The organism is Sinorhizobium sp. BG8 (assembly GCF_016864555.1).
Taxonomy (GTDB): Bacteria; Pseudomonadota; Alphaproteobacteria; order Rhizobiales; family Rhizobiaceae; genus BG8.
The window spans coordinates 762,391-782,672 of sequence record NZ_CP044012.1; the positions used below are offsets into that span (position 1 = coordinate 762,391).

The window sequence follows — 20,282 nt, forward strand, 5'->3', positions numbered from 1 at the left end:
CCCTCAGACTATTTTGGTGCGCGGGTCGAGCGCATCGCGGATGCTGTCGCCCAGAACGTTGAGCGCAAGCACCGTCAGAGCGATTGCGATACCCGGGGCCAGCGCCACGACCGGGCGGGTGTAGAGCAGCGTCTGTCCGTCCTGGATAATCGTTCCCCAGCTCGCATCGGGTGCCTGCACCCCGATCGAGAGAAAGGAGAGCGCCGATTCCGTGACGATGTTGAGCGCCATCATCAAGGGGATGAAGACGATCAGCATGGTCGAGACATTCGGCAGGATATCTTTCAGCAGGATTCGCCAGGCGGGAATGCCGAGACCGACCGCCGCCAGCACAAATTCGCCTTCCTTCAGCGCCAGCACGCGGCCGCGTACCGGACGGGCGACATAGGGCACATAGATGATGCCGATGATGCCGATTGGCAGCAGCAGGCTGTCCGCGGTGATCTCGACAGGCCCAATCGTGATCCCCTTCGAGATGAGAACGATCGAGAGCGAGATGGCGAGGAGATAGACGGGAAACGCCCAGAGGATCTCGAGCAGACGGGACAGGACCATGTCTACGGCGCCACCGAAGAAGCCGGCGGATATCCCGACCAGCGCCGCGAGCACCAGACAGATCCCCGTGGCAGACGCGGCAATCACCAGTGAATTTCGACCGCCATAGAGTAGTCGCGCAGCGACGTCACGCCCCTGGGTATCCGCTCCCAGGAAGTAGCGTGCGGTCCATGTCGGCCCGATCGGCGTCACACCCAGCCCGAGCCCTTCGGTCGAGGGTTGCATGATCTTGGTCTTCTTGCCGTCGAGCATGATCTTGCCGCTGAGATTGGAGCGGAATGGATCGGTCCCGGCGACGTGGCGCGCGTAGAGTGGCGCGGCCAGGCTGGACAGGATGATGATGACAAGCAGGACTGCTGCAGCCACCGTCGGCTTGTCACGCTTGAGAAGCTTCCATGCGCGCAGCCAAGGGCCAGAGCCCGCGCTCGGCGTCAGCGCATCGGCCTTGTCTGTCGCCACGGGCGTTGTTGGGGATACTGCGTTCATTTCACGCCCTTCGGGAGAAACTCGGGATGCAGGCACTGAACGGGACCCGTGCCTCAGATACAGGGATTCCGTGCAGCAGACGGCGGCATCATGCTGCGATGCCGCCGTCCGGACGCTTGTCGCGTCGTTGAGGCAAGTTACTTCACCCAGGACTGGGATACGATCCAACGGTTCTGTTTGTTGAACACGTAGTTGCCGAGCCGCGCGGAGGTGAAGTTCACGCTCTTCGGTGTGAACAGGGGTGCAAGAGGCGCCTGTTCCATGAAGCCCTTGTCGATCGTCGCCCACTTGGCGTTGGCGGCGTCCTGATCCGTCAGGGAGAGAGTCATGGCCGCCTTCATCTCGGCGTCCAGGTCCTTGTTGCAGTAGCCGGATATGTTGATCGACGAGTCGCTGCCCTCATGGAAATTGTCGCAAGACAACAGAACATTGAGGAAGTTAGAGGGTGCCGGATAGTCCATGTACCACTGCGAGATGCTGATCTGGACATTGTTGCTGGTGTTCTGGATGTAGGTGAACTGGATGTTGGGCGAGATCGCCTTCATCGAGGCATCGTAGCCCAGCTCGCTCAGCACGCTCTGGATATAGGTGCCGATCGAACGCGAGACAGCATTGTCTTCGGCGATGACGGTCACCTTCTGGCCCTTCGTGCCCGACTCCTCGACCAGTTGCTTGGCCTTGTCCATGTCCGCTTCCGACCAGGTCGGGCCGGGATCGACGGTATAGATGCAGTCATCCGTGTGGCCCGGGAAATCGGGCGGCAGGATCTGGCACGTGGGCTGGGCGAGCACTTCGCCTCCGAACAGGCCGACAAGGGCGTCGCGGTCCAGCGCGTAGTTCAGGGCCTGGCGGGCCTTGACGTTGTTGAAGGGCGGCAGATTGGTGTTCATCGGCGCGTACCAGAAGGCGGCGAGCGGGTCGATGCGGATCTGATCTGCGTACTTCGCGCCGATCTCGGGGAGACGGTCGGCCGGCGGTGTGTCGAACATCCAGTCGATCTGCCCGTTGATGATGGCGTTGATCACTGCCTCTTCGGTCATCCCGAATTTGTAGACGATTTCGTCGGCATATCCGTCAGGCTGGGCGTCTACGCTCCATTCCTTGAAATGCGGATTGCGCTTGAGCACCATCTTGTCGTTCGGATTGTAGCTGTCGATCATGTACGCGCCGGTGCCCGGGATCGGCGTCGTGCCGGCATCCTGGGTCGGGGCATCGGCCGGAAGAATGCTTGCATGCGGAACAGCGAGCTTGGCGAAGAACTCCGCATCGGGAGAGACGAGATTGATGGTCACCGTACCGGCCGCGTCGTCGGCAATCACGCCGCCGTCAAGCGTGCAGGTGTCGCCGTTCTCAATGCATTTGTCGGCCCCGACGATGCCGTTGAAGAAGCTGCCGGTCGTCGGCCCCTTGACCTTGAAGATGCGCTGGAGGGAGGCCAGCACATCCGAGGGTGTCACGTCCTTGCCGTTCGAGAACTTGATGCCCTTGCGGATCGTGAAGACATAGGTCTTGCCGTCGTTCTTGACCTCAGGCATCGCCTCGGCGATCGCGGGCACGATCTTCAGGCCTTCCGTGCCGCCAGCCTGCTTGAACTTCAGCAGGCCATCATAGGTCATCTGATAGATCTGCCAGAACTGGGCAGTGTAGTTGATGGCAGGGTCGACGGTGCCGGCCGCCGAGACCGCGGCAAGGGTGATCGTTCCGCCGCGGTGTTCCGCCATGAGCTGGGCGCGATCGTCGGCGCGCGCCGGGCTCGAAAGCGCGGTCTGCGCCAGGAGCAGGCCGGCGCACAGCGCGCCGGCATATCGTGAGATCCTCGAAATCGTAGATGTCATTGTCTTTCGTTCCCTCTGTTCTTGTTTGGCATGCTCAACCGCACCGGCGGGGCGGATCTTCTTTCACGGCGCCTTCTCATCGAGGAAGGCGGTGACTTCGGCCATGCAGGCCTCGCGCTCCTCGACATGCGGCATGTGGCTGGACTCTTCGAAAATCCGCCAGCGCACATCCGGAATTTCATCGGCAAACGGCTGGACGCAGGCCTCGGTGGCCTCATCGTACCCGCCGGAAATCAGCAATGTCGCGACATTGATCGTGGACAGCCGGCCGACGATCGACCACTCCTTCATCGTGCCGATAACGTGGAATTCGTTGGGACCGTTCATCGTGTGGTAGACGGTCGGATCTGCCTCGATTGCATCGAAGGTGCGCTTCACTTCCGGCGGCACCGGAACGACGCGGCATACGTGGCGCGCATTGAACACCTCGGTCGCCTGCTTGTATTCGGCGCTGTCGGTGGTTCCGGCCGCCTCATGCTTGAGGAGGGCGGCCTGGACCTCGGCAGGAAGCTCCTCGCGAAGGCGGTTCGCCTCTGAAACCCAGGTCTTCATCGACGCGGGGGAATCCGCGATCACCAGGGCTTTCAGGCCGGCCGGCCGATCCACCGCGAACTCGGCGCCGAGCATGCCGCCCCAGGACTGGCCCAGCAAGCAGTAGCCGCCACGCAGCCCGAGATGGTCAATGAGATTGTGCAGTTCCTTCTTGAAGAAATTGACCGTCCAGAAATCTCCGCCCTTTTCAGGCAGGTGCGTAGACTTGCCGTTGCCGACCTGGTCGTAGTGGATCACCGCGCGACCGCTCGCTGCGATGTCTTTGAAACTGTCGACATAGTCATGAGTGCAGCCCGGTCCACCGTGGGCCACGATGAGCGGCGGCTTTCCGGACTTGAGGTCACCCGTTACCCGATACCAGGTCTGATAGGATCCATAGGGTGCATAGCCTTCAACAATCGACACGTCATTCACTCCATTGTGCAAAAGGTATTCTGGTTGTTCGCCTGTTCATGCGCTGTTGCGCGTGCGTTTATCGCTCCGGCAGATGGCCTCGGCGGCCTCCTCGATCGTCATGCCCCAATCCATGGCGACTGCGCGCAGTCGTTTGAAGGCCTCGACCTCGCCCGCATATCCGTTCTGCATGAGATGGATCACCGCCCGGACCACGATCGGTCTTTGCTTCAGGCGCGCCTCGAGCGTGCGGATGACGTTTGCGTCGGCGATCGCTCGCTCATAGGCATGTGCCGCGATCAGGAGCGCACTGTAGGCACCCGTAGAGCCTATCGGCTTCAGGAGATGGGCATTCGATCCTTGCGCCAGCGCCCATTCGACGCGACCGGGGGTTTCCGAGCCCACGAGCGCGATCAACGGCATCGGAGCGAAGCCGCTCGGCCACGGAAACTGCTCGTCGTGGCCCATGTCGGCATCAAAGAACACCACGTCAGCCTGCGCATCCTGTTCGTCGAGCCGGGGCCAAACCACGCGGACGCGGATGTGCAGCGATTCAAGTTGTCGGCTGAGGGCATCGACCGCAGGATGAGGGCGATGAAGGATCACTGCGCGCCACGTGGAGAATGTCGGTCTTTGGAAGCGCGTCATCTCACCACCTTCAGGTCGGGCGTCAACGCTTTCCCGCTGCCGTGAACGGATCGTACCGATCGCACCAAGTACGGATCTGCCGCGATGGGAGCCTCGGCGCTGTAAAAGATCTCGAACTCGCCATCCCCGTTCGATCGCCCGATGTACGGCCTGAGATCCGCATGATGCGTACGCGGATCCACCGCGAGCGGACCGAGTGGCGTATCGAAATTGCGCTGTGTCACGATCTTGCGGATCACGTCCGGATCGTCGGTCCCTGCATCTGTGATGGCCTGTGCGAGGATCGACACCGCCATATAGGCAAGGGCGAAGGACTCGGGAACATGGCGCCCGGCGCGGTTGTTGGCGGCAAGTCTCGCCTTGAAGGCCAGGTTTCCCTCACTTGGCAACTGATCGAAGTACATGGCCGTGGTGATGTGCCCCGTACGGGCGAAAGGGCTGAGTTCCTCGAGATCGCTTTCCGAGAGATTGCATGCCACGAGCGGCCTACGCGAAGCATCGAACTCCGGATCGCGTTCGCGTAGTTCGGCATAGGCCTTGATGAAGGCGGTGCTCGACGCACCGACAAGACAGCTGAATACGAAGTCGGGTTTCTTCTGTCTGATGTCTGCGATGATATGTTCGGCGTCCACGCATCCGAGCGGCATGAAACGTTCGCCGACAACTTCACCGCCTGCGGCTTCAGTGATCTCCCGCGCGATGCGGCCGATTTCCCAGCCCCAGATGTAGTTGGAGCCAACGAAATACGGGCGTTTTCCGTACTCGGGCATTGCGTAGTCGAACAAGGGCAGAAGATGCTGGTTCGGACAGGCCCCGAGGTAGACCACGCGGTCACTTGCCTCGTATCCCTCATAGGGGAAGGCATACCAGAGCAGCGCGCCGTGGCGCTCGATCACCGGCAGCACTTCCTTGCGGCTCCATGAGGTGATCGTCCCGACGATATGCCGACAGGACTTCTGCCTGATCGCCGCCTCGGCCATCTGGGCATAACGCTCAGCATCCCCGCCCGGATCATCGAAAGAGGGCTCGAACTGAAAATCGTAGCGTCCGTCCACGTTGATTTCCGAGATTGCCGCCATCGCCCCGGCGACGGCATCCCGACCCAACGCGGCATAGGAGCCCGTGGTGGAGTAGAGAATTGAAATCGGCACTCTGCTGCGGTTCATCACAGTCACGATTACCCAGGTGTGGCGGTCGGCGCGTCCCTCATCCGAAAGGCAACAAAAAAGCCCCGTCCGCAGGAAGTGCGGATACGGGGCCCTATTGCCTTCGGCGTTCAACGCCATGTTGTGGTCAACGCTAGTGCAGGCCTAATTTGTAGTCAAGACGAATTCCAGCCTATTTTTCATACAAGAACACCACGCCAGACTGATCGCAGATTTTCGAGGCGGCGCCATCGAGCGGACGAACATTCGCACGGAGAACGAGACACCCTCACCTCCTCGTCAGGCGACCTTGCAGGGCAGTCGGTGAATGACACGCGGGCCATTTTCAAAGCTCTTGCGGCCTCGCTTCCAACCGGCGGAAACGGTCGCCGGTTCCCGTACTGCGGCGTCCGGACCGGTGCAGTCGAGCAGAACGATGTCCGCGTCCATTCCCACCTTCAGCCCGTAAGGCGCACCCAGCAAGCGCGCGGCGGCACTGCTTACCATATCGAAGACGGCAGCGGTGTCGGCCGGCCGGGATAGCTGCGCGACGATGGCGTAAAGGTTCGCCATGCGGACAAGGGATGCGTCACCGAACGGCGTGAACGGATTGAGGACATTGTTCGTGGCAATGGACGCGACAACCCCAGCGGCGGCAAGAAGGTGGGCGGGAGCCACGCCCCGCGGCACCAGCCGGTCGTGGTTGCGACCGTTGAGGAAGAGGTCGGTGGCCGGCAGAACGGTAAGCGCAATGCCGGCCTCGGCCAACTGGATGGATACCGTCGCAACATCTTCTGGCGCCATGGCGGAGAGGTTGGTGACGTGGCCGATCGCGACCCGCCCCTGCCAGCCTCTTTTCACGGTCTCCGCAATCACCGCCGGCAGGTTGGTGTTCGCCGGATCGAGGTCGAAGTCCAGGTGAAAATCCACGGCCACGTCATGCTTTTCAGCCAGCTCGAACACAAGCTCGACATGACGCCGGGGATCCGGATCGGTGTAAGGGCAGCCCCGAGGAGGTCGGCCCCATCGGACAGCGCCCGGTCGAGCAGGGCGAGCGTCTCGGGCTCGTTCGTCAGGCCGTCCTGCGCGAAGGCACAGATCTCGATGTCGACAGCGAAAGCATAGTCCGCCTTGATGCGCCTGATCGCATCGAAGGACCGGAACTCCGTCCGCGGATCGATTTCGACGAAGGTTCGCATGCGCGTCGTTCCATGGCTGATCGCCCTCTCGACCACCCGGGCGGCGCGTGCATAGACGTCGCCCTCCTCGAACCCGGCCTTGGCGTTTGCCGTCTCGCGGATCGCCTCGGCAAGGGTTCCCTCGCAGACAGAACAGCGATCGAGAATGCAGGCCTTGTCCAGATGGATGTGGCTATCGACGAAGCCCGGAAAGGCGAAGCGGCCTGCCGCATCGGCCTCCTCCACCGCCTCGCAGCAGAAACCGGATCCAACAGCGGCTATCTTTCCGCCGACGACGGCTATGTCGACCAGAGGGCCTGTTTCGTCGATGCGGGCGTTGCGGATGATGAGATCGAAGGACATGGAAGAACTCTAGAGACCTATGGCGCAGCCATCACTGCGGGGATCGTGTGCACCGTCCATCCCGCCATCGTCCGCTATCCTGATGATGCCGGCCTGGCCGCCAAGTTGGCTGAAGGCATCGATCAGGGCGACCTCATGTCCCTTCTCGGACAATGCGTCGACGCAGCCGGAGCCAAGGTTCTCCTCCAGCTTCAGGGTGTCGCGACGGTCGGAAAATGTCTTTCCGAGCAGGAAGCGGGGACGGGAGAGTGCGGCTGCCGGATCGAGGCCATGGTCGATCAGGAGGCTAAGCAGCAGCGCAAGTGTCTGAGGCTGCCCATCGGCTCCTTGTGTGCCATAGACCAGATGAGGCCGGCCGTTCTTGAGCGCGATCCCCGGATTGAGCGTGTAGAACGGTCTCTTGCCCGGCTCGAGGCGATTGGGACTGTGCGGATCGAGACTGAAGGCTGAGCCCCGGTTCTGCCAGAGAACCCCGGTGTCGCCTACCACAACGCCGCTGCCCCAGTCGTAGTAGATGCTCTGGAGCACACAGGCCGACCTGCCTTGTGCATCGACCGCCGCGAGAAAGGCCGTGTCCCCTTGGCGGTAGGCGTGCGGCCACGACATCGCCCTTGCCGGGTCGACCGACTTCGCCTTGGCGACCAACCGGTCGCAATCAAGAAGCCCGGCAGTATCCACTTCGGCAAAGTCGGGATCGGCTATGCGCTGCCGATCGAGAAAGGCCTGCTTCACCGCCTCGATGAGGCAGTGGTAGAATTGAGCGCTGTCCGGCGCCTCGTTCGAAACGGACAGGTGCTGCAGTACGCCCATGATCGCAAGCGTCGTGGCACCCTGGGTCGGCGGCGGTGGCGCGAACAGTGTGTGATCGCGATAGGTGAGAGAAAGCGGCTTTTCCACCTTTGTCCGGGTCTTCGCCAGATCGGCGGCGGTCAGCGGCGAGCCGGCTGCTGCAAGGCCCTGTGCCAGCCGCACCGCCAGTTCACCCTCGTAGAACTCGCGCGGGCCCTGCCGGCCGATGGCCTCAAGGGTTTGCGCAAGCTGCGGCTGCCGCTGAATGCCGTCAGCTACAAAGAGTTCGTCGAAACCGGGCCATTTCGAACTCTCACCACGGCGGAAAGCATGCCAGAAGCGCTGTGAGGGGCTCACCTCGAAGCCCTCCTCCGCCAATCCGATTGCATCTTCGAGCAGGGTCGCGAGCGTCAGATTTCCGTTCCACCGCGCGGCAGAATGCGAAAGCAGAGCGTCCCAGCTATCCACGAGGCAGGCGGTGGTGAGAGCCGAGCCGGGTCCTCGGGCTGCGATCTCGCTGATCCCTTCGACCCGCTCCCCTGCCTGCCCGATGCCGAGATATGCGCTTACGTCGCCGCCGCGATCGGCCACCATCCAGACTGCGTCCCCGCCGAGGCCGCAGAAATGGGGATAGAGCACCGAGAGCGACGCGCCTGCGGCGACGAGCGCCTCGATGGCATTGCCGCCGCGGCGGAGCACGGCGGCACCCGCCTCGCTTGCGCGGGCATGCGGGCTTGTTACCATCCCCTTCCGCGAGACGGCGCTCTCTGTTCGGCCGAGCGGCGGCAGCGCCGTGTTCACCGGATCACCGCACCGTTTTCGGCGACGAGGCGCCCTTCCTTGAAGACCTTGCGGCCCTTCGGAACGGCGACCACCGCTTCCGGAACATGCGTGGCGGCGAGCGTGACGAAGTCCGCCTTGGCGCCGACCGCGATACCGTAGCCTTCCAGCCGCAGCGCCTTTGCGCCCGACGCCGTCACCACGTCGAAGGCCGAAGCGAGTTCCGGGTCGGTGTAGAAGCCGGAGCGGTAGCCGATGATCTCGGCGCGGCGCAGCATGTCGCCGTCGCCATAGGGCCACCATGAGTCACGGATGTTGTCGCTGCCGCTGAAGACCGTCACCCCTTCGGAGCGCAAAATTGCCACCGGAGGGAAATTGTGGTTGCCGGGCGCGTTGGTCATGATCGACACACCGCTCTTGGCGATACGCGCCGCAATCCGCCGCTGTGCGTCCGGTGCGAGATCGCCCAGTCCATAGGCATGGCTGACGGCGACATGGCCCTGCATACCGAGCGCCACGGTCCGCGTGCAGATTTCCTCGATCGTGAAGGCGCCGAGCGTACCTGCGTCATGGAGGTGGATGTCGACGTCTACGCCGCGTTTCTCGGCGACCCCGAAGACCACGTCGAGGTGCCCCTTCGGATCACGGTCGAAGCTTGCCGGATCGAGGCCGCCGACGAGATCCGCGCCGAGCCCGATCGCTTCGTCGAGAAGCTCTGGCGTTCCGGGGCTCTTGAGAATGCCGCTTTGGGGAAAGGCGACGAGTTGGATATCGATGATGCCCTTGTATTCGTCCCGGACATTCAGGATCGCTTCGAGCGACTTCAGTCCGACAGTACCGTCGACCATGACATGGCTGCGCATCTGCAGCGTGCCGTTCGACACGCACAGATCGAGCTGATTGCGCGCCCGCTCGTCCATCGGAGCCGCCTGCGCCATGTTCTCTGCCTGGAAGGCGACGCGTTCATGGACGTCGAAACCGTCCGTGCAGGGCTTGTGCGGTATCCACGCATCTCCATAGAAACTCGTGTCGAGATGGATATGCCCCTCAACGAAGCTCGGTACGAGCAATTGGCCGGCGATGTCGTGAACGGCCGATGCCGGGACTGCGGAACCCGCCGGCGCAATCGACACGATGCGGCCGCCGGCGACGCCGATGTTGGTGAGCGAACCGTCTGCGAGCTTCGCATTCGTGAAAAGCGTTTCAATCGTGCCCATGGGCACCTCCCTTGCAATTTGTATAGTGTTGGCCGGGCCCCGCGAACCGCGGGACCCGGCGGAGTGACTAGTTCTGCGGCAGCGTGCCCTGGACGCCTTCGACAAGCCAGGTCATGCCCTTGATTTCCGCGTCTGGCAGGGACTGCCCGGACGCCACGCGGACCGTGCCCGACTGATCCTTGATTTCGCCCGAGAAGGGCTTGCGTTTGCCGCTGATGATTTCGGCTTCCGCAGCCTTCATCTCTGCCGCAACGGTTTCCGGGAGATCCGGGCTGCTCGTCGTCATCTTGACGAAACCGCCCTCGCCCAGGCCCAGCCAACGGCTGGACGGCTCCCAGTTGCCGGCCATGACGGCCTTGGCCGCATTGATGTGCGCGTAGCTCCAGTCGAGCTCGAACGAAACCAGCTGCTTCTTCTTCACATATGCCGAAAAATCGCCAGTGCTGCCGATCGACCATACGCCCTTCTCTTCGGCCGCCAACCCCTGGACCGGCGTGTTCGGGCTGCCGGACAACACGTCGGCGCCCTGCGCGATGAGAGCCGCGACGGCATCCTTTTCCTTCGCCGGATCAACCCAGGCATTCGCCCAGACAACCTTGAGCACAACATCGGGATTGACGCTGCGGGCGCCGAGAAGAAATGCGTTGAGGCTGTAGATGACCTGCGGCACCGGGAACGCCCCGACCCAGCCGAGCACATTCGTCTTCGTCATGCGGCCGGCGGCGATACCGGTGAGGTAGGTGCCTTCATAGTGACGCGCTTCGAAGACGCCGAGGTTGTCGCCTGCGTCAATCCCGGCGCAGCACTCGAAATGCGAATTCGTCAGCGCGGGCGCGAGCTTCTTGAGCGATGCGTACTGAGAGAAAGTCGTGCCGAAGATCAGCTTGTGACCCTGCGAGGAGAGCTGGCGGAAGAGCCGCTCGCAATCCTGGACCTGTGCAATGTTCTCGAGCACTGTGACCTTGACCTTCTCCGGGAACTCCTTTTCGAGCGCACGCCAGGCGTTGGCCTGAAAGTACTCCCAACCGGTATCGGAAATCGCACCCATATGGATCACCCCTACTTTGAGGACCTCGTCGGCGGCGATGAGCGGCTTGATCCCGGCACCGAGGGCGAGCGACGCCGCGGCACTGGTCTTCAGGAAATCACGTCTGGAAAATGTCGTCATGTTGGTTCCTCTCATATGGTTCGTCATTGTGTTGGTCGTCGGGCATGCGGCAGTGGTGGTCAGCCTTCGGATGCGAAGGGCTTACCGAGGGAGGCGGGGATGCTGAGGCGCATCAGCGCGGCGTTGCGGGAGATCAGCACCAGCACGAGGATGGTGACGAGATAGGGGAGCGCCGACATCAGCTCGGAGGGCAGGCCGATACCCGCGCTCTGTGCAAAGAGCTGCGCAATGGTTGCGCCCCCGAAAAGGTAGGCGCCGAGAAAGCAGCGCCCGGGCCGCCATGTCGCGAAGACTACGAGGGCGACGGCGATCCAGCCGCGGCCGGCAATCAGCCCCTCGGTCCAGAGCGAGGTATAGACGATAGAAACATAGGCACCGGCGACACCGGCCATTGCTCCGCCGAAAAGACCAGCGAGGTATCGGATCACAACGACCGGATAGCCGAGCGCCCGGGCAGCGGTTGGAGATTCGCCGATCGCGCGAAGGATCAGCCCGGTCCGGCTGCGATAGAGGAAGAACCACACCGCTGCGAAAAGGAGCCAGGACAGCCAGACGAGCGGATGCAGTTCTCCCAGCACGGCGCCGAGTAGAGGAATACCCGCGGCCATCGCGCTCAGGGACGAGGGCTCCACGACGATCGCCATGCCGACATAGGACTTGCCGAGGTAGGAGCCGAGGCTGATGCCGAAGATCGTCAGCGCAAGGCCCACCGCCACCTGATTGGCGCGGAAGCTGACGGCAAGCACGGAGAACATGAGCGACAGCAGCATCGCGGCGAGCATGGCGGCAAGAATCGCGATCCAGAGGCTCCCGGTCGCCGACATCACGATGAACGCGACCACGGCACCGATGACCATCATGCCCTCGACGCCCATGTTGAGCACGCCGGACCGCTCGACGACGAGTTCGCCGAGAGCGGCGTAGACAAGCGGCGTGCCAGCCACCAGCGTGGCGACAAGGATCGGAACAAACTGGTCCATCATGCGGAAGCACTCTCGCTGGCGGATTGGCGGAAACGGATGCGGAACTGAACGAGCACGTCGCTTGCGAGCAGGAAGAAGAGCAGCGTGCTCTGCAGCAAACCGGTGATCGAGGACGGCATTCCGAGCGACATCTGGGCAAGGTCGCCGGCGAGGTAGAGGAGCGCCATCAGGAGGCCGGAGAGAAGGATGCCGATCGGATTCAACCGGCCGAGAAACGCGACGATGATTGCGGCGTAGCCATAGCCCGGGGAAGCCGTCGGAAAGATCTGGCCGAGCGGGCCGGCGATCTCGCCGACGCCGGCGATACCTGCCACCGCGCCGCTGACCAGCAAGCCGGTCCAGACCGCATGCTTCACGCCGAAGCCGGCATAGCGGGCAGCACCTTCGGAAAGTCCCGTCACCTTGAGGCGAAAACCGGCAAACGTGCGCTCCATGAAAACCCAGCCGGCAACGACGGCGACGATTGCAAAGAGGATGCTTACATTGGCGCGCGTTCCCTCGAGCAGGATCGGGAAGAGTGCTGCCGGCGCGAGTGGCTCCGACTGGGGGAAGTTGAAACCCGCCGGATCACGCCAGGACCCGAAGATCAGCCATGAGAGCCACAACGCAGCCACATAGTTCAGCATGAGGCTCACAAGGATCTCGCTTGCGTTGAACCGTGTGCGGAGGACCGCCGGGATTGCGGCCCAGGCAATCCCGCCAATCGCACCCGCGACCACCATCGCCGGCAACACCCAGGCTGCTCCGGTGGGTCCGTAGTGGAGCGCGACGTAGCCGGCGAAGATGGCGCCGACGGTGAGCTGGCCTTCTGCCCCAACGTTCCAGATGCCGGCGCGGAAGCCGATCGAAAGGCCGACCGCGATCAGCACCAGCGGTGCGGCCTTGATCAGGAGTTCGCCGACGCCATACATGTCCGCGAGAGGTGCTGAAAGGAATGTGGCCAAGGCCTCAAGGGGCGGATGTCCGGCCGCCGCAAAGAGCGCCATGGCAACGATCGCGGTCATCGCGAGCGCAACGAGCGGCGACAGCCATACCATCAGCCGCGAGGGATTGGGGCGGGCTTCAAATCGCATCGGCGAGCTCCTTCGTGCGGGCGTTGCCGGCCATCGCGATGCCGATCTCGTCGCGGGTCACGACCTGCCTCGGGCGCGCTTCGGTCAGGCGGCCGCTGGCGATAACGGCAATGCGATCGGCGATTTCGAAGAGTTCATCGAGCTCTTCCGAAATGACGAGGATCGCCGCGCCCCGGTCCCTCAGGTCCAGCAGAGCCTGGCGGATTATCAGCGCCGCGCCGACGTCCACGCCCCAGGTGGGCTGAGAGACGACGAGCACGCGCGGCTCCTGCAGGATCTCCCGGCCGATGATGAATTTCTGTAGGTTGCCGCCGGAGAGACTTCCGGCCGCCGCCGCGGGGCCGCCACAGCGCACATCAAAACTGCGGATGCAGCGTTCGGCAAAGGCTGCAATCCGGTCGAAACGGATGAAGCCGCCCCGAATCGTGCCGTCGCGGTTCGCCGTCAGGAGTACGTTCTCCGACAGCGGCAAGGAGGGAACGGAGCCCTGGCCGAGACGGTCCTCGGGAACGGAACACAGGCCAAGCGCCCTGCGCTGGTAGGGATCGAGGTGCGCTGCGGGTTGCCCATCGATCCGGATCGCGTCGTAATCGGAGAGAACAGATTCCCCCGATAGCGCCGCCAGTAGTTCGCGCTGGCCGTTGCCGGAAACACCCGCAATTCCCAGGATCTCGCCGCCGCGCACCGACAGGTCTATCCCGCTCAACGCGGTACCGAATGGATCGTTCGTTGGAAGCGAAAGGTTCCGGACCTCCAGGCGCGCGATCCCGCCTGAAACCGCAGCGCGGTCGGAAAGCCCTTGCAGATCGGCACCCGTCATCATCCGGGCAAGTGAGGCGGCGCTCTCGCCGCTCGGATCGCACAGGCCGGTGACACGGCCGGCGCGCAGGATCGTCGCCCGGTGGCAGAGCGACTGGATCTCGTTCAGCTTGTGGCTGATATAGAGAATACTGCAGCCGGCGGCTGCGATCTGTCTAAGCGTGACGAAGAGCGTTTCCACTGCCTGCGGCGTGAGCACCGAGGTCGGTTCGTCAAGGATCAGGAGCTGCGGATCCTGGAGGAGCGCGCGGATGATCTCGACGCGTTGACGCTCCCCCACCGACATCGTGTAAATGTGGCGATCGGGATCAACGGGCAGACCGTAGCGCGTTGCGACGTCGCGGATGCGTCTGGAAAGCAAGTCAATCTGCGGGCGATCAGACATTGCGAGCGCGATGTTCTCGGCAACCGTCAGCGTGTCGAAAAGTGCGAAATGCTGGAAGACCATGCCGATCCCGAGACGCTGGGCATCGGCGGGCGAACCGATCTTCACCTCCTTGCCGTTCCACAACATGTCGCCGGAGTCCGGCCGCACCATGCCGTAGATGATCTTCATCAGCGTTGACTTGCCGGCGCCGTTCTCTCCAACGACGGCATGGATCTCACCAGCGGCGACCCTTAGGTCGATTCCATCGTTCGCAACCACCGCAGGATAGACCTTGCGTATGGAGCGCAGTTCGAGACGATTTTCGGCAGGCATTGTTGGCGACATGATAAGCAATCTTATGTCTACATGATTATCATCATCATGTATGCAATACCAATGCCAATTCGTATCGACGCATCCAGATGGTTTACATCAATGGATACAGTCCGCTGAAAACACGTGGAAAAATAACAATTCTCGGCTCACGCGACGACCGCAGGCCGCTTCGGGTGACAACCGGAAACGTCAGCCAAGTCTACTTATTAGGCAGATTCTTGTATACTTGATTGAAAATGCGCCGTCATGTGATGGCGGTCAGTCGCCACCCTCGGCAAGTTACGGCTGCGTCAGAGCTCGGTGCGGCTCAGATATCGCGAAAGGATGGATCCCAGATCCGGCTCTGCGCCGAGATCGTCAGCAATAAGGGCTCTGCTCTCGACCGACGAGAGGTGCTCGTCCATCAGCCGCTCGGCGACCTCAACGTCGCCGTCGCGCAGCGCCTGGATCAGTGCGGAATGCTCGCTGATCGCGCATTCGCTGGAATGCGGGCGGCTATACATGGCGAGAATCAGCGAGCAACGCGAGACCAGCTCCGAAAGGTAGCGATCGAGGAGCGCATTGCCGGAAAGCTCAGCGAGCTTCAGGTGGAACTCCCCTGCCAGTCGGGTGGAAAGCCGCACGTCGCCCTTGGCATGCGCGGCCTCCTCCTCCTTCACGTGGTCGCGAAGAATGCTCTCCGTTGCCGGGCTCCAGCGCCGCATCACGCTTTTCATGACCTCGCGCTCGAGGGCACGCCGGACGGCAAAGGCATCCCGCGCCTCCTCGAGGCTCGGCTGCGCGACCGTTGCCGTGCGCTTGTGATACATATCGACCAGGCCCTGCGCCTCCAACTTCGCCAGGACCGCACGGACCAGCGTCCGGCTCATGGAGAAATGCCGGCCGATTTCGTCTTCGGGCAGCTTGGTGCCGGCTTTGAGGGCCTGTTCGATGATCGCCTGGCGGAGGGTGCGGTGGGCGATGTCCACCCGGTCGGAGTTTGATGACATGCGGTTTCACATTGGGCTTGGTTTCAGTATACGTTAGACTGACATGCGGCATACAACAAGGCACTCATCCGCCGGAATACGACGCAGGTCGACCATAACGCCGAGCGTTGCTTCCGGCGAGCAGCTGTTTTCCGGCGCGGATCATATGCCTTCGACTTCCTCTGGATTCACCCGCAGACCGAAAGTTCCGGCGCCGAAAGGTCTTTTGCAGTGGAGGTCTGTTGAATTCGGCGGCCATGATGTGTTAGAGCCCCCGCATTGTTGCAGGTTTCATCTGCTGGTTGGAGAGGACGCCATGTCGAGCGACGCCCTCTTCCAATCGGGGATGGGCTCGATTGATGCCCCCGAACGGAAGAATTCTTCATGACTCGCGCCATAGCGGTGCGGTCGAGCGAACTACGTCTGCCGATGCCGGGCCAACCGCGCACGGCCATGATGTCGCAGATCTTCGACCTGTTTCGGCCGCAGATGCGCAATCGAGGAAACAGCGCCAAAGCGCTGTCCAACCGCCGCGCTCAGCCGTCACTTCCGACGTAAAGCGCCCTCTCCCATTCATGATGGACCGGAACCGGCTGCGCTTTCGCGCCAGACGGTCCGACGCATCGCTCCCGCCGATACGGTCCGGTGGCGAGCCTTGCAGCCAAAACGCACACGAACAGGCAAATTCAAATGCATCTCACCACGCCCTACTACCTGATCGACAAGTCCAAGCTCCTGCAAAACATGGAGAAGATCGCGCGGCTGCGCGAACTCTCCGGCGCCAAAGCCCTGCTCGCCTTGAAGTGCTTCGCCACCTGGTCTGTCTTCGACCTTATGCGCGAGTACATGGATGGCACGACCTCATCCTCGCTCAACGAGGTTCGCCTCGGGCACGAGCGCTTCGGGAAGGAGACTCACGCCTATTCGGTTGCCTATGCCGATTATGAAATCGATGAGGTCGTCTCCCATGCCGACAAGATCATCTTCAACACGATCGGTCAGCTCCAGCGCTTCGAGAAGCAGTCCTCCGGCATCATCCGCGGTCTGCGCCTCAACCCGGGCGTTTCCTCGTCGAGCTTCGACCTCGCCGATCCAGCTCGCCCATTCTCGCGCCTTGGCGAGTGGGATCTCAAGCAGGTCGAACCGGTCATGGACCTGGTCTCCGGCTTCATGATCCATAACAACTGCGAGAACGGCGACTTCGACCTGTTCGACCGCATGCTCGGTCAGATCGAGGAGAAGTTCGGCCCACTCCTGAAGAAGGCGGACTGGATCAGCCTCGGCGGCGGCATCCACTTCACCGGCGAAAACTATCCGCTGGAAAAATTCGCCGAGCGCCTGAAGCGCTTCTCCGGCGAATACGATGTGCAGGTGTACCTGGAGCCCGGCGAAGCCTCGATCACCAAGTCGACCACGCTGGAAGTTACCGTGCTCGACAAGCTTTACAACGGCAAGGACCTTGTCGTGGTGGATTCGTCCATCGAAGCGCACATGCTGGATCTTCTGATCTATCGTGAAAACGCAAAGGTCCACCCCAACCAGGGACCGCACCGGTACATGGTCTGCGGCAAGTCCTGCCTGGCCGGCGACATCTTCGGCGAGTTCGATTTTCCGAACGAGCTCAATGTCGGCGACAGGATCTCGATCCAGGACACCGCCGGATACACGATGGTCAAGAAAAACTGGTTTAACGGCGTGAAAATGCCGGCAATCGCCATCCGGGAACTGGATGGCAGCCTCAGGACGGTCCGCGAATTCGACTACGCGGACTACGAACACAGCCTTTCCTGAGCCACAGGGCTCAGCAGGCTTCTGACGATTGGACTTGAAGGAGTTGGTCCCCATAATGAAAAAGAACGTGCTTATCATCGGCGCCGGTGGCGTCGCCCAGGTCGTCGCGCACAAGTGCGCGCAGAACAACGACGTGCTCGGCGACATCCACATCGCTTCACGCACCAAGTCGAAATGCGATGCCATCATCGCCTCGGTCCACGAGAAGAAGGCGATGAAGCAGCCAGGCGTGCTTGAAGCGCATGCGCTCGACGCCCTCGACATCGAGGCCACGAAGGCGCTCATCACCAAGACCGGCAGCCAGATCATCATCAACGTCGGCACCGCGTTCCTCAACATGTCGGTGCTGCGCGCCTGCATGGATACCGGAGTCGCCTATATCGACACCGCGATCCACGAAGAGCCGAACAAGATCTGCGAGACCCCGCCGTGGTACGGGAACTACGAGTGGAAGCGCGCCGCCGAATGCGAGGAAAAGGGCATCACCGCCGTCCTCGGCGCCGGCTTCGATCCGGGCGTCGTCAACGCCTATGCGCGTCTCGCCAAGGACGAGTATCTCGACAAGGTCACCGACGTCGATATCGTCGACATCAATGCCGGCAGCCACGGCAAGTACTTCGCCACCAACTTCGACCCGGAAATCAACTTCCGTGAGTTTACCGGCGTCGTCTACTCCTGGCAGAAGGGCGAGTGGCAGGTGAACAAGATGTTCGAGATCGGCAAGGACTACGACCTGCCGGTCGTCGGCACCCGCCGCGCCTATCTCTGCGGCCATGACGAAGTGCATTCGCTGGCAAAGTACATGGACGGCGCCGACGTGCGCTTCTGGATGGGCTTCGGCGATCACTACATCAACGTCTTCACCGTCCTGAAGTCGATCGGTCTCCTTTCCGAACAGCCGGTGAAGCTGGCCGACGGTTCCGAAGTGGTGCCGCTCAAGGTCGTCAAGGCCTGCCTGCCCGACCCGGCTTCGCTCGCCCCCAACTACGAAGGCAAGACCTGCATCGGCGACTTCGTGAAGGGCATCAAGGACGGCAAGGAACGCACGGTGTTCATCTACAACGTCGCGGACCACAAGGAAGCCTATAACGAAGTCGGCTCGCAGGGCATCTCCTACACCGCCGGCGTTCCTCCGGTCGCAGCCGCCATGCTGGTCGCCACTGGCGAGTGGGATGCGAAGAAGATGGTCAATGTCGAGGAACTGCCGCCCAAGCCGTTCATCAACCTCCTGAACCGCATCGGCCTCCCGACACGCATCAAGGACGAAGAAGGCGACCGTCCGGTCAGCTTCTGAACCACCGTCGCCTGACGAGAGCAAGACTGCACCGGCCCGATGGGTCGGTGCAGTTCGGGCGAAGAGCGGTCTGAAAGACACGCACCAAGAACGTTTTAGCAAATAAATACAGATATTTATTTCAATATCTTGATCATCATCACGCCGTCCCGTTGTTCGACACGACCGGGAAAGGTGCTTATCTAGATACTCATCTGCTGTCCCTGACAGGGAGTGCCCTCGAGCGTCGTTGACGGGGCCGTCGACGCGCTTGCGCGATCCTGTGTGTCCCATCAAAACAAACGACGCACCTCTTGTCGGCGCGGGTTTCCGTCACCTGTCGGCTGCCTGCCCTTTGTCATCGTTCATTGCTGCGCTCGGAGCCACGTTTCCGTCTTGCACGAATATTTTTCGATATATCTTGATTTTCGATATATCGAGATCTATATCGAAACTCATGAAACACAAAGATCCCCATTTTGAATCTCACGATCGACCGAAGGGTCGCCACAGCGACGAACATCATGGCCATGGGCGCCGAGGGCACCATGGTCGCAGGTTGTTCGACTACGGCGAACTTCGCTTGCTCATCCTTGCAATGATAGCCGAGGCGCCGAGCCACGGTTACGAGTTGATCAAATCCATCGAGGACCGTTTCGGCGGCAGCTACAGCCCGAGCCCCGGCGTCATCTACCCCACCCTCTCCTGGCTCGACGACATGGGCTATGCGCTGATTGAGGCCGCTGAAGGCGGAAGGAAGCGCTACAGCATCACGCCCGAGGGGCAGGCCTTCCTCGTCGCAAACCAGGCGGCAGTCGAAGAACTCCTGGCACGCAGCAAGGCTTCCGGCTTCGCCGGCCGCGACGGCGTTCCGGCCCAGGTGGTGCGCGCGATGGAAAACCTGAAGCTAGCAATGCGCCTGCGCTTCAAGCGCGGCCCCCTGGACCAGGATACCGCAGAGACCATCGCAGCCGCCCTTGATCAGGCCGCACAAACCGTGGAACGCAGCTAATGAACGAACAATCACCCATCACGCCTCAAATCTTGAGCGTCGCCAAGATCGAAACCTCGAATGCAAGTCGCTACCTCCAGCAACTCTGCAAGCATTTTGCCCATAAGCGGCCCGTCAGCTTCGACCCGAACTCGGGAAGCATTTCCTTCACCGTGGGCACGTGCCGGCTGGAAGCTTCAAACGATCTGCTGACGATTTCGCTCGAATCTGCGGACGACGAGCAGATGGTCCAGCTTCAGGACGTTGTCGTTCGTCACCTGGTCAGATTCGCCTTCAGAGAGGAATTGCATATCGATTGGCAAGCCTCGACGGCAAGCGACGAGAACTGATCCCCCATCCCCCGGGCAGATGAAACAGCTCGGCTCCTCTACGGACAGGAAGCCGAGCGCAATACGCGTCGCCAGTCCTAGGATCACAGGCGACGAACGGTCGTGCGTGCGGCCATACGATCCACGAGCAAACCATCGGCCAGGAAACCGGCCGATGGCTTCTGTTTTCGTAAGGCCGCGAAAACAGCCGTTGCATTGACGGCCAGCCTTTTGCCGCAGGAC

General features: G+C 61.9%; 16 protein-coding genes and 1 pseudogene. 4 read left to right on the top strand and 13 right to left on the bottom strand.

The window, feature by feature from the left end; translation table 11 throughout:
- Window positions 1-3: 3 nt before the first annotated feature.
- The 13 genes and pseudogenes from F3Y30_RS24515 to F3Y30_RS24575 form a co-directional block, all read right to left on the bottom strand.
- Window positions 4-1,041, bottom strand: coding sequence for an ABC transporter permease (locus F3Y30_RS24515; protein WP_203426887.1), 1,038 nt, complete (start codon window positions 1,039-1,041; stop codon window positions 4-6).
- Window positions 1,042-1,178: 137 nt separating this feature from the next.
- The gene (locus F3Y30_RS24520) at window positions 1,179-2,876 is read right to left on the bottom strand and encodes an ABC transporter substrate-binding protein (RefSeq protein WP_203426888.1); all 1,698 of its coding nucleotides are present in this window, start codon (window positions 2,874-2,876) and stop codon (window positions 1,179-1,181) included.
- A gap of 63 nt (window positions 2,877-2,939) precedes the next feature.
- Window positions 2,940-3,842 (bottom strand): proline iminopeptidase-family hydrolase, encoded by a 903-nt coding sequence (locus F3Y30_RS24525; protein ID WP_203426889.1) that lies wholly within the window; start codon window positions 3,840-3,842, stop codon window positions 2,940-2,942.
- Window positions 3,843-3,878: 36 nt separating this feature from the next.
- Window positions 3,879-4,469: an ANTAR domain-containing protein gene (locus F3Y30_RS24530; protein ID WP_203426890.1), complete on the bottom strand. Its 591-nt coding sequence runs from the start codon at window positions 4,467-4,469 to the stop codon at window positions 3,879-3,881.
- The gene (locus F3Y30_RS24535) at window positions 4,466-5,635 is read right to left on the bottom strand and encodes a transporter substrate-binding domain-containing protein (RefSeq protein ID WP_203426891.1); all 1,170 of its coding nucleotides are present in this window, start codon (window positions 5,633-5,635) and stop codon (window positions 4,466-4,468) included. The genes F3Y30_RS24530 and F3Y30_RS24535 overlap by 4 nt, the downstream gene beginning before the upstream one ends.
- Before the next feature lie 279 nt (window positions 5,636-5,914).
- A pseudogene (locus tag F3Y30_RS24540) lies at window positions 5,915-7,155 on the bottom strand (amidohydrolase family protein).
- 9 nt (window positions 7,156-7,164) lie between these two features.
- Window positions 7,165-8,688 carry a gamma-glutamyltransferase family protein gene (locus tag F3Y30_RS24545; RefSeq protein ID WP_203427632.1) on the bottom strand — a complete coding sequence of 508 codons (1,524 nt, stop codon included), beginning with the start codon at window positions 8,686-8,688 and terminating at the stop codon, window positions 7,165-7,167.
- A 53-nt stretch (window positions 8,689-8,741) separates the two neighbouring features.
- Window positions 8,742-9,941, bottom strand: coding sequence for an amidohydrolase family protein (locus F3Y30_RS24550; protein ID WP_203426892.1), 1,200 nt, complete (start codon window positions 9,939-9,941; stop codon window positions 8,742-8,744).
- 67 nt (window positions 9,942-10,008) lie between these two features.
- Entirely contained in the window at window positions 10,009-11,109 is a 1,101-nt protein-coding gene (locus F3Y30_RS24555) for a BMP family ABC transporter substrate-binding protein (protein WP_203426893.1), read from the bottom strand.
- Between the two features lie 59 nt (window positions 11,110-11,168).
- A complete protein-coding gene (locus F3Y30_RS24560; RefSeq protein ID WP_203427633.1) occupies window positions 11,169-12,089 on the bottom strand; it encodes an ABC transporter permease in 921 nt (306 codons plus the stop codon).
- Window positions 12,089-13,165, bottom strand: a complete 1,077-nt coding sequence (locus tag F3Y30_RS24565) for an ABC transporter permease (RefSeq protein ID WP_203426894.1) — start codon at window positions 13,163-13,165, stop codon at window positions 12,089-12,091. Before F3Y30_RS24565 ends, F3Y30_RS24560 begins: the two co-directional genes overlap by 1 nt.
- Window positions 13,155-14,696 carry an ABC transporter ATP-binding protein gene (locus F3Y30_RS24570; protein WP_203426895.1) on the bottom strand — a complete coding sequence of 514 codons (1,542 nt, stop codon included), beginning with the start codon at window positions 14,694-14,696 and terminating at the stop codon, window positions 13,155-13,157. Before F3Y30_RS24570 ends, F3Y30_RS24565 begins: the two co-directional genes overlap by 11 nt.
- Window positions 14,697-14,977: 281 nt before the next feature.
- Window positions 14,978-15,676, bottom strand: coding sequence for a GntR family transcriptional regulator (locus tag F3Y30_RS24575; RefSeq protein WP_203426896.1), 699 nt, complete (start codon window positions 15,674-15,676; stop codon window positions 14,978-14,980).
- 669 nt (window positions 15,677-16,345) lie between these two features.
- On the opposite strand from F3Y30_RS24575, the gene F3Y30_RS24580 reads away from it, so the two are divergent.
- The 4 genes from F3Y30_RS24580 (at window position 16,346) to F3Y30_RS24595 (ending at window position 20,060) form a co-directional block, all read left to right on the top strand.
- Window positions 16,346-17,446 carry a carboxynorspermidine decarboxylase gene (locus tag F3Y30_RS24580; RefSeq protein WP_203426897.1) on the top strand — a complete coding sequence of 367 codons (1,101 nt, stop codon included), beginning with the start codon at window positions 16,346-16,348 and terminating at the stop codon, window positions 17,444-17,446.
- A 55-nt stretch (window positions 17,447-17,501) separates the two neighbouring features.
- Window positions 17,502-18,740: a saccharopine dehydrogenase family protein gene (locus F3Y30_RS24585; protein WP_203426898.1), complete on the top strand. Its 1,239-nt coding sequence runs from the start codon at window positions 17,502-17,504 to the stop codon at window positions 18,738-18,740.
- Between the two features lie 436 nt (window positions 18,741-19,176).
- Window positions 19,177-19,731, top strand: a complete 555-nt coding sequence (locus F3Y30_RS24590) for a PadR family transcriptional regulator (RefSeq protein WP_203426899.1) — start codon at window positions 19,177-19,179, stop codon at window positions 19,729-19,731.
- Window positions 19,731-20,060, top strand: a complete 330-nt coding sequence (locus F3Y30_RS24595) for a DUF2218 domain-containing protein (RefSeq protein ID WP_203426900.1) — start codon at window positions 19,731-19,733, stop codon at window positions 20,058-20,060. The genes F3Y30_RS24590 and F3Y30_RS24595 overlap by 1 nt, the downstream gene beginning before the upstream one ends.
- Window positions 20,061-20,282: the final 222 nt, after the last annotated feature.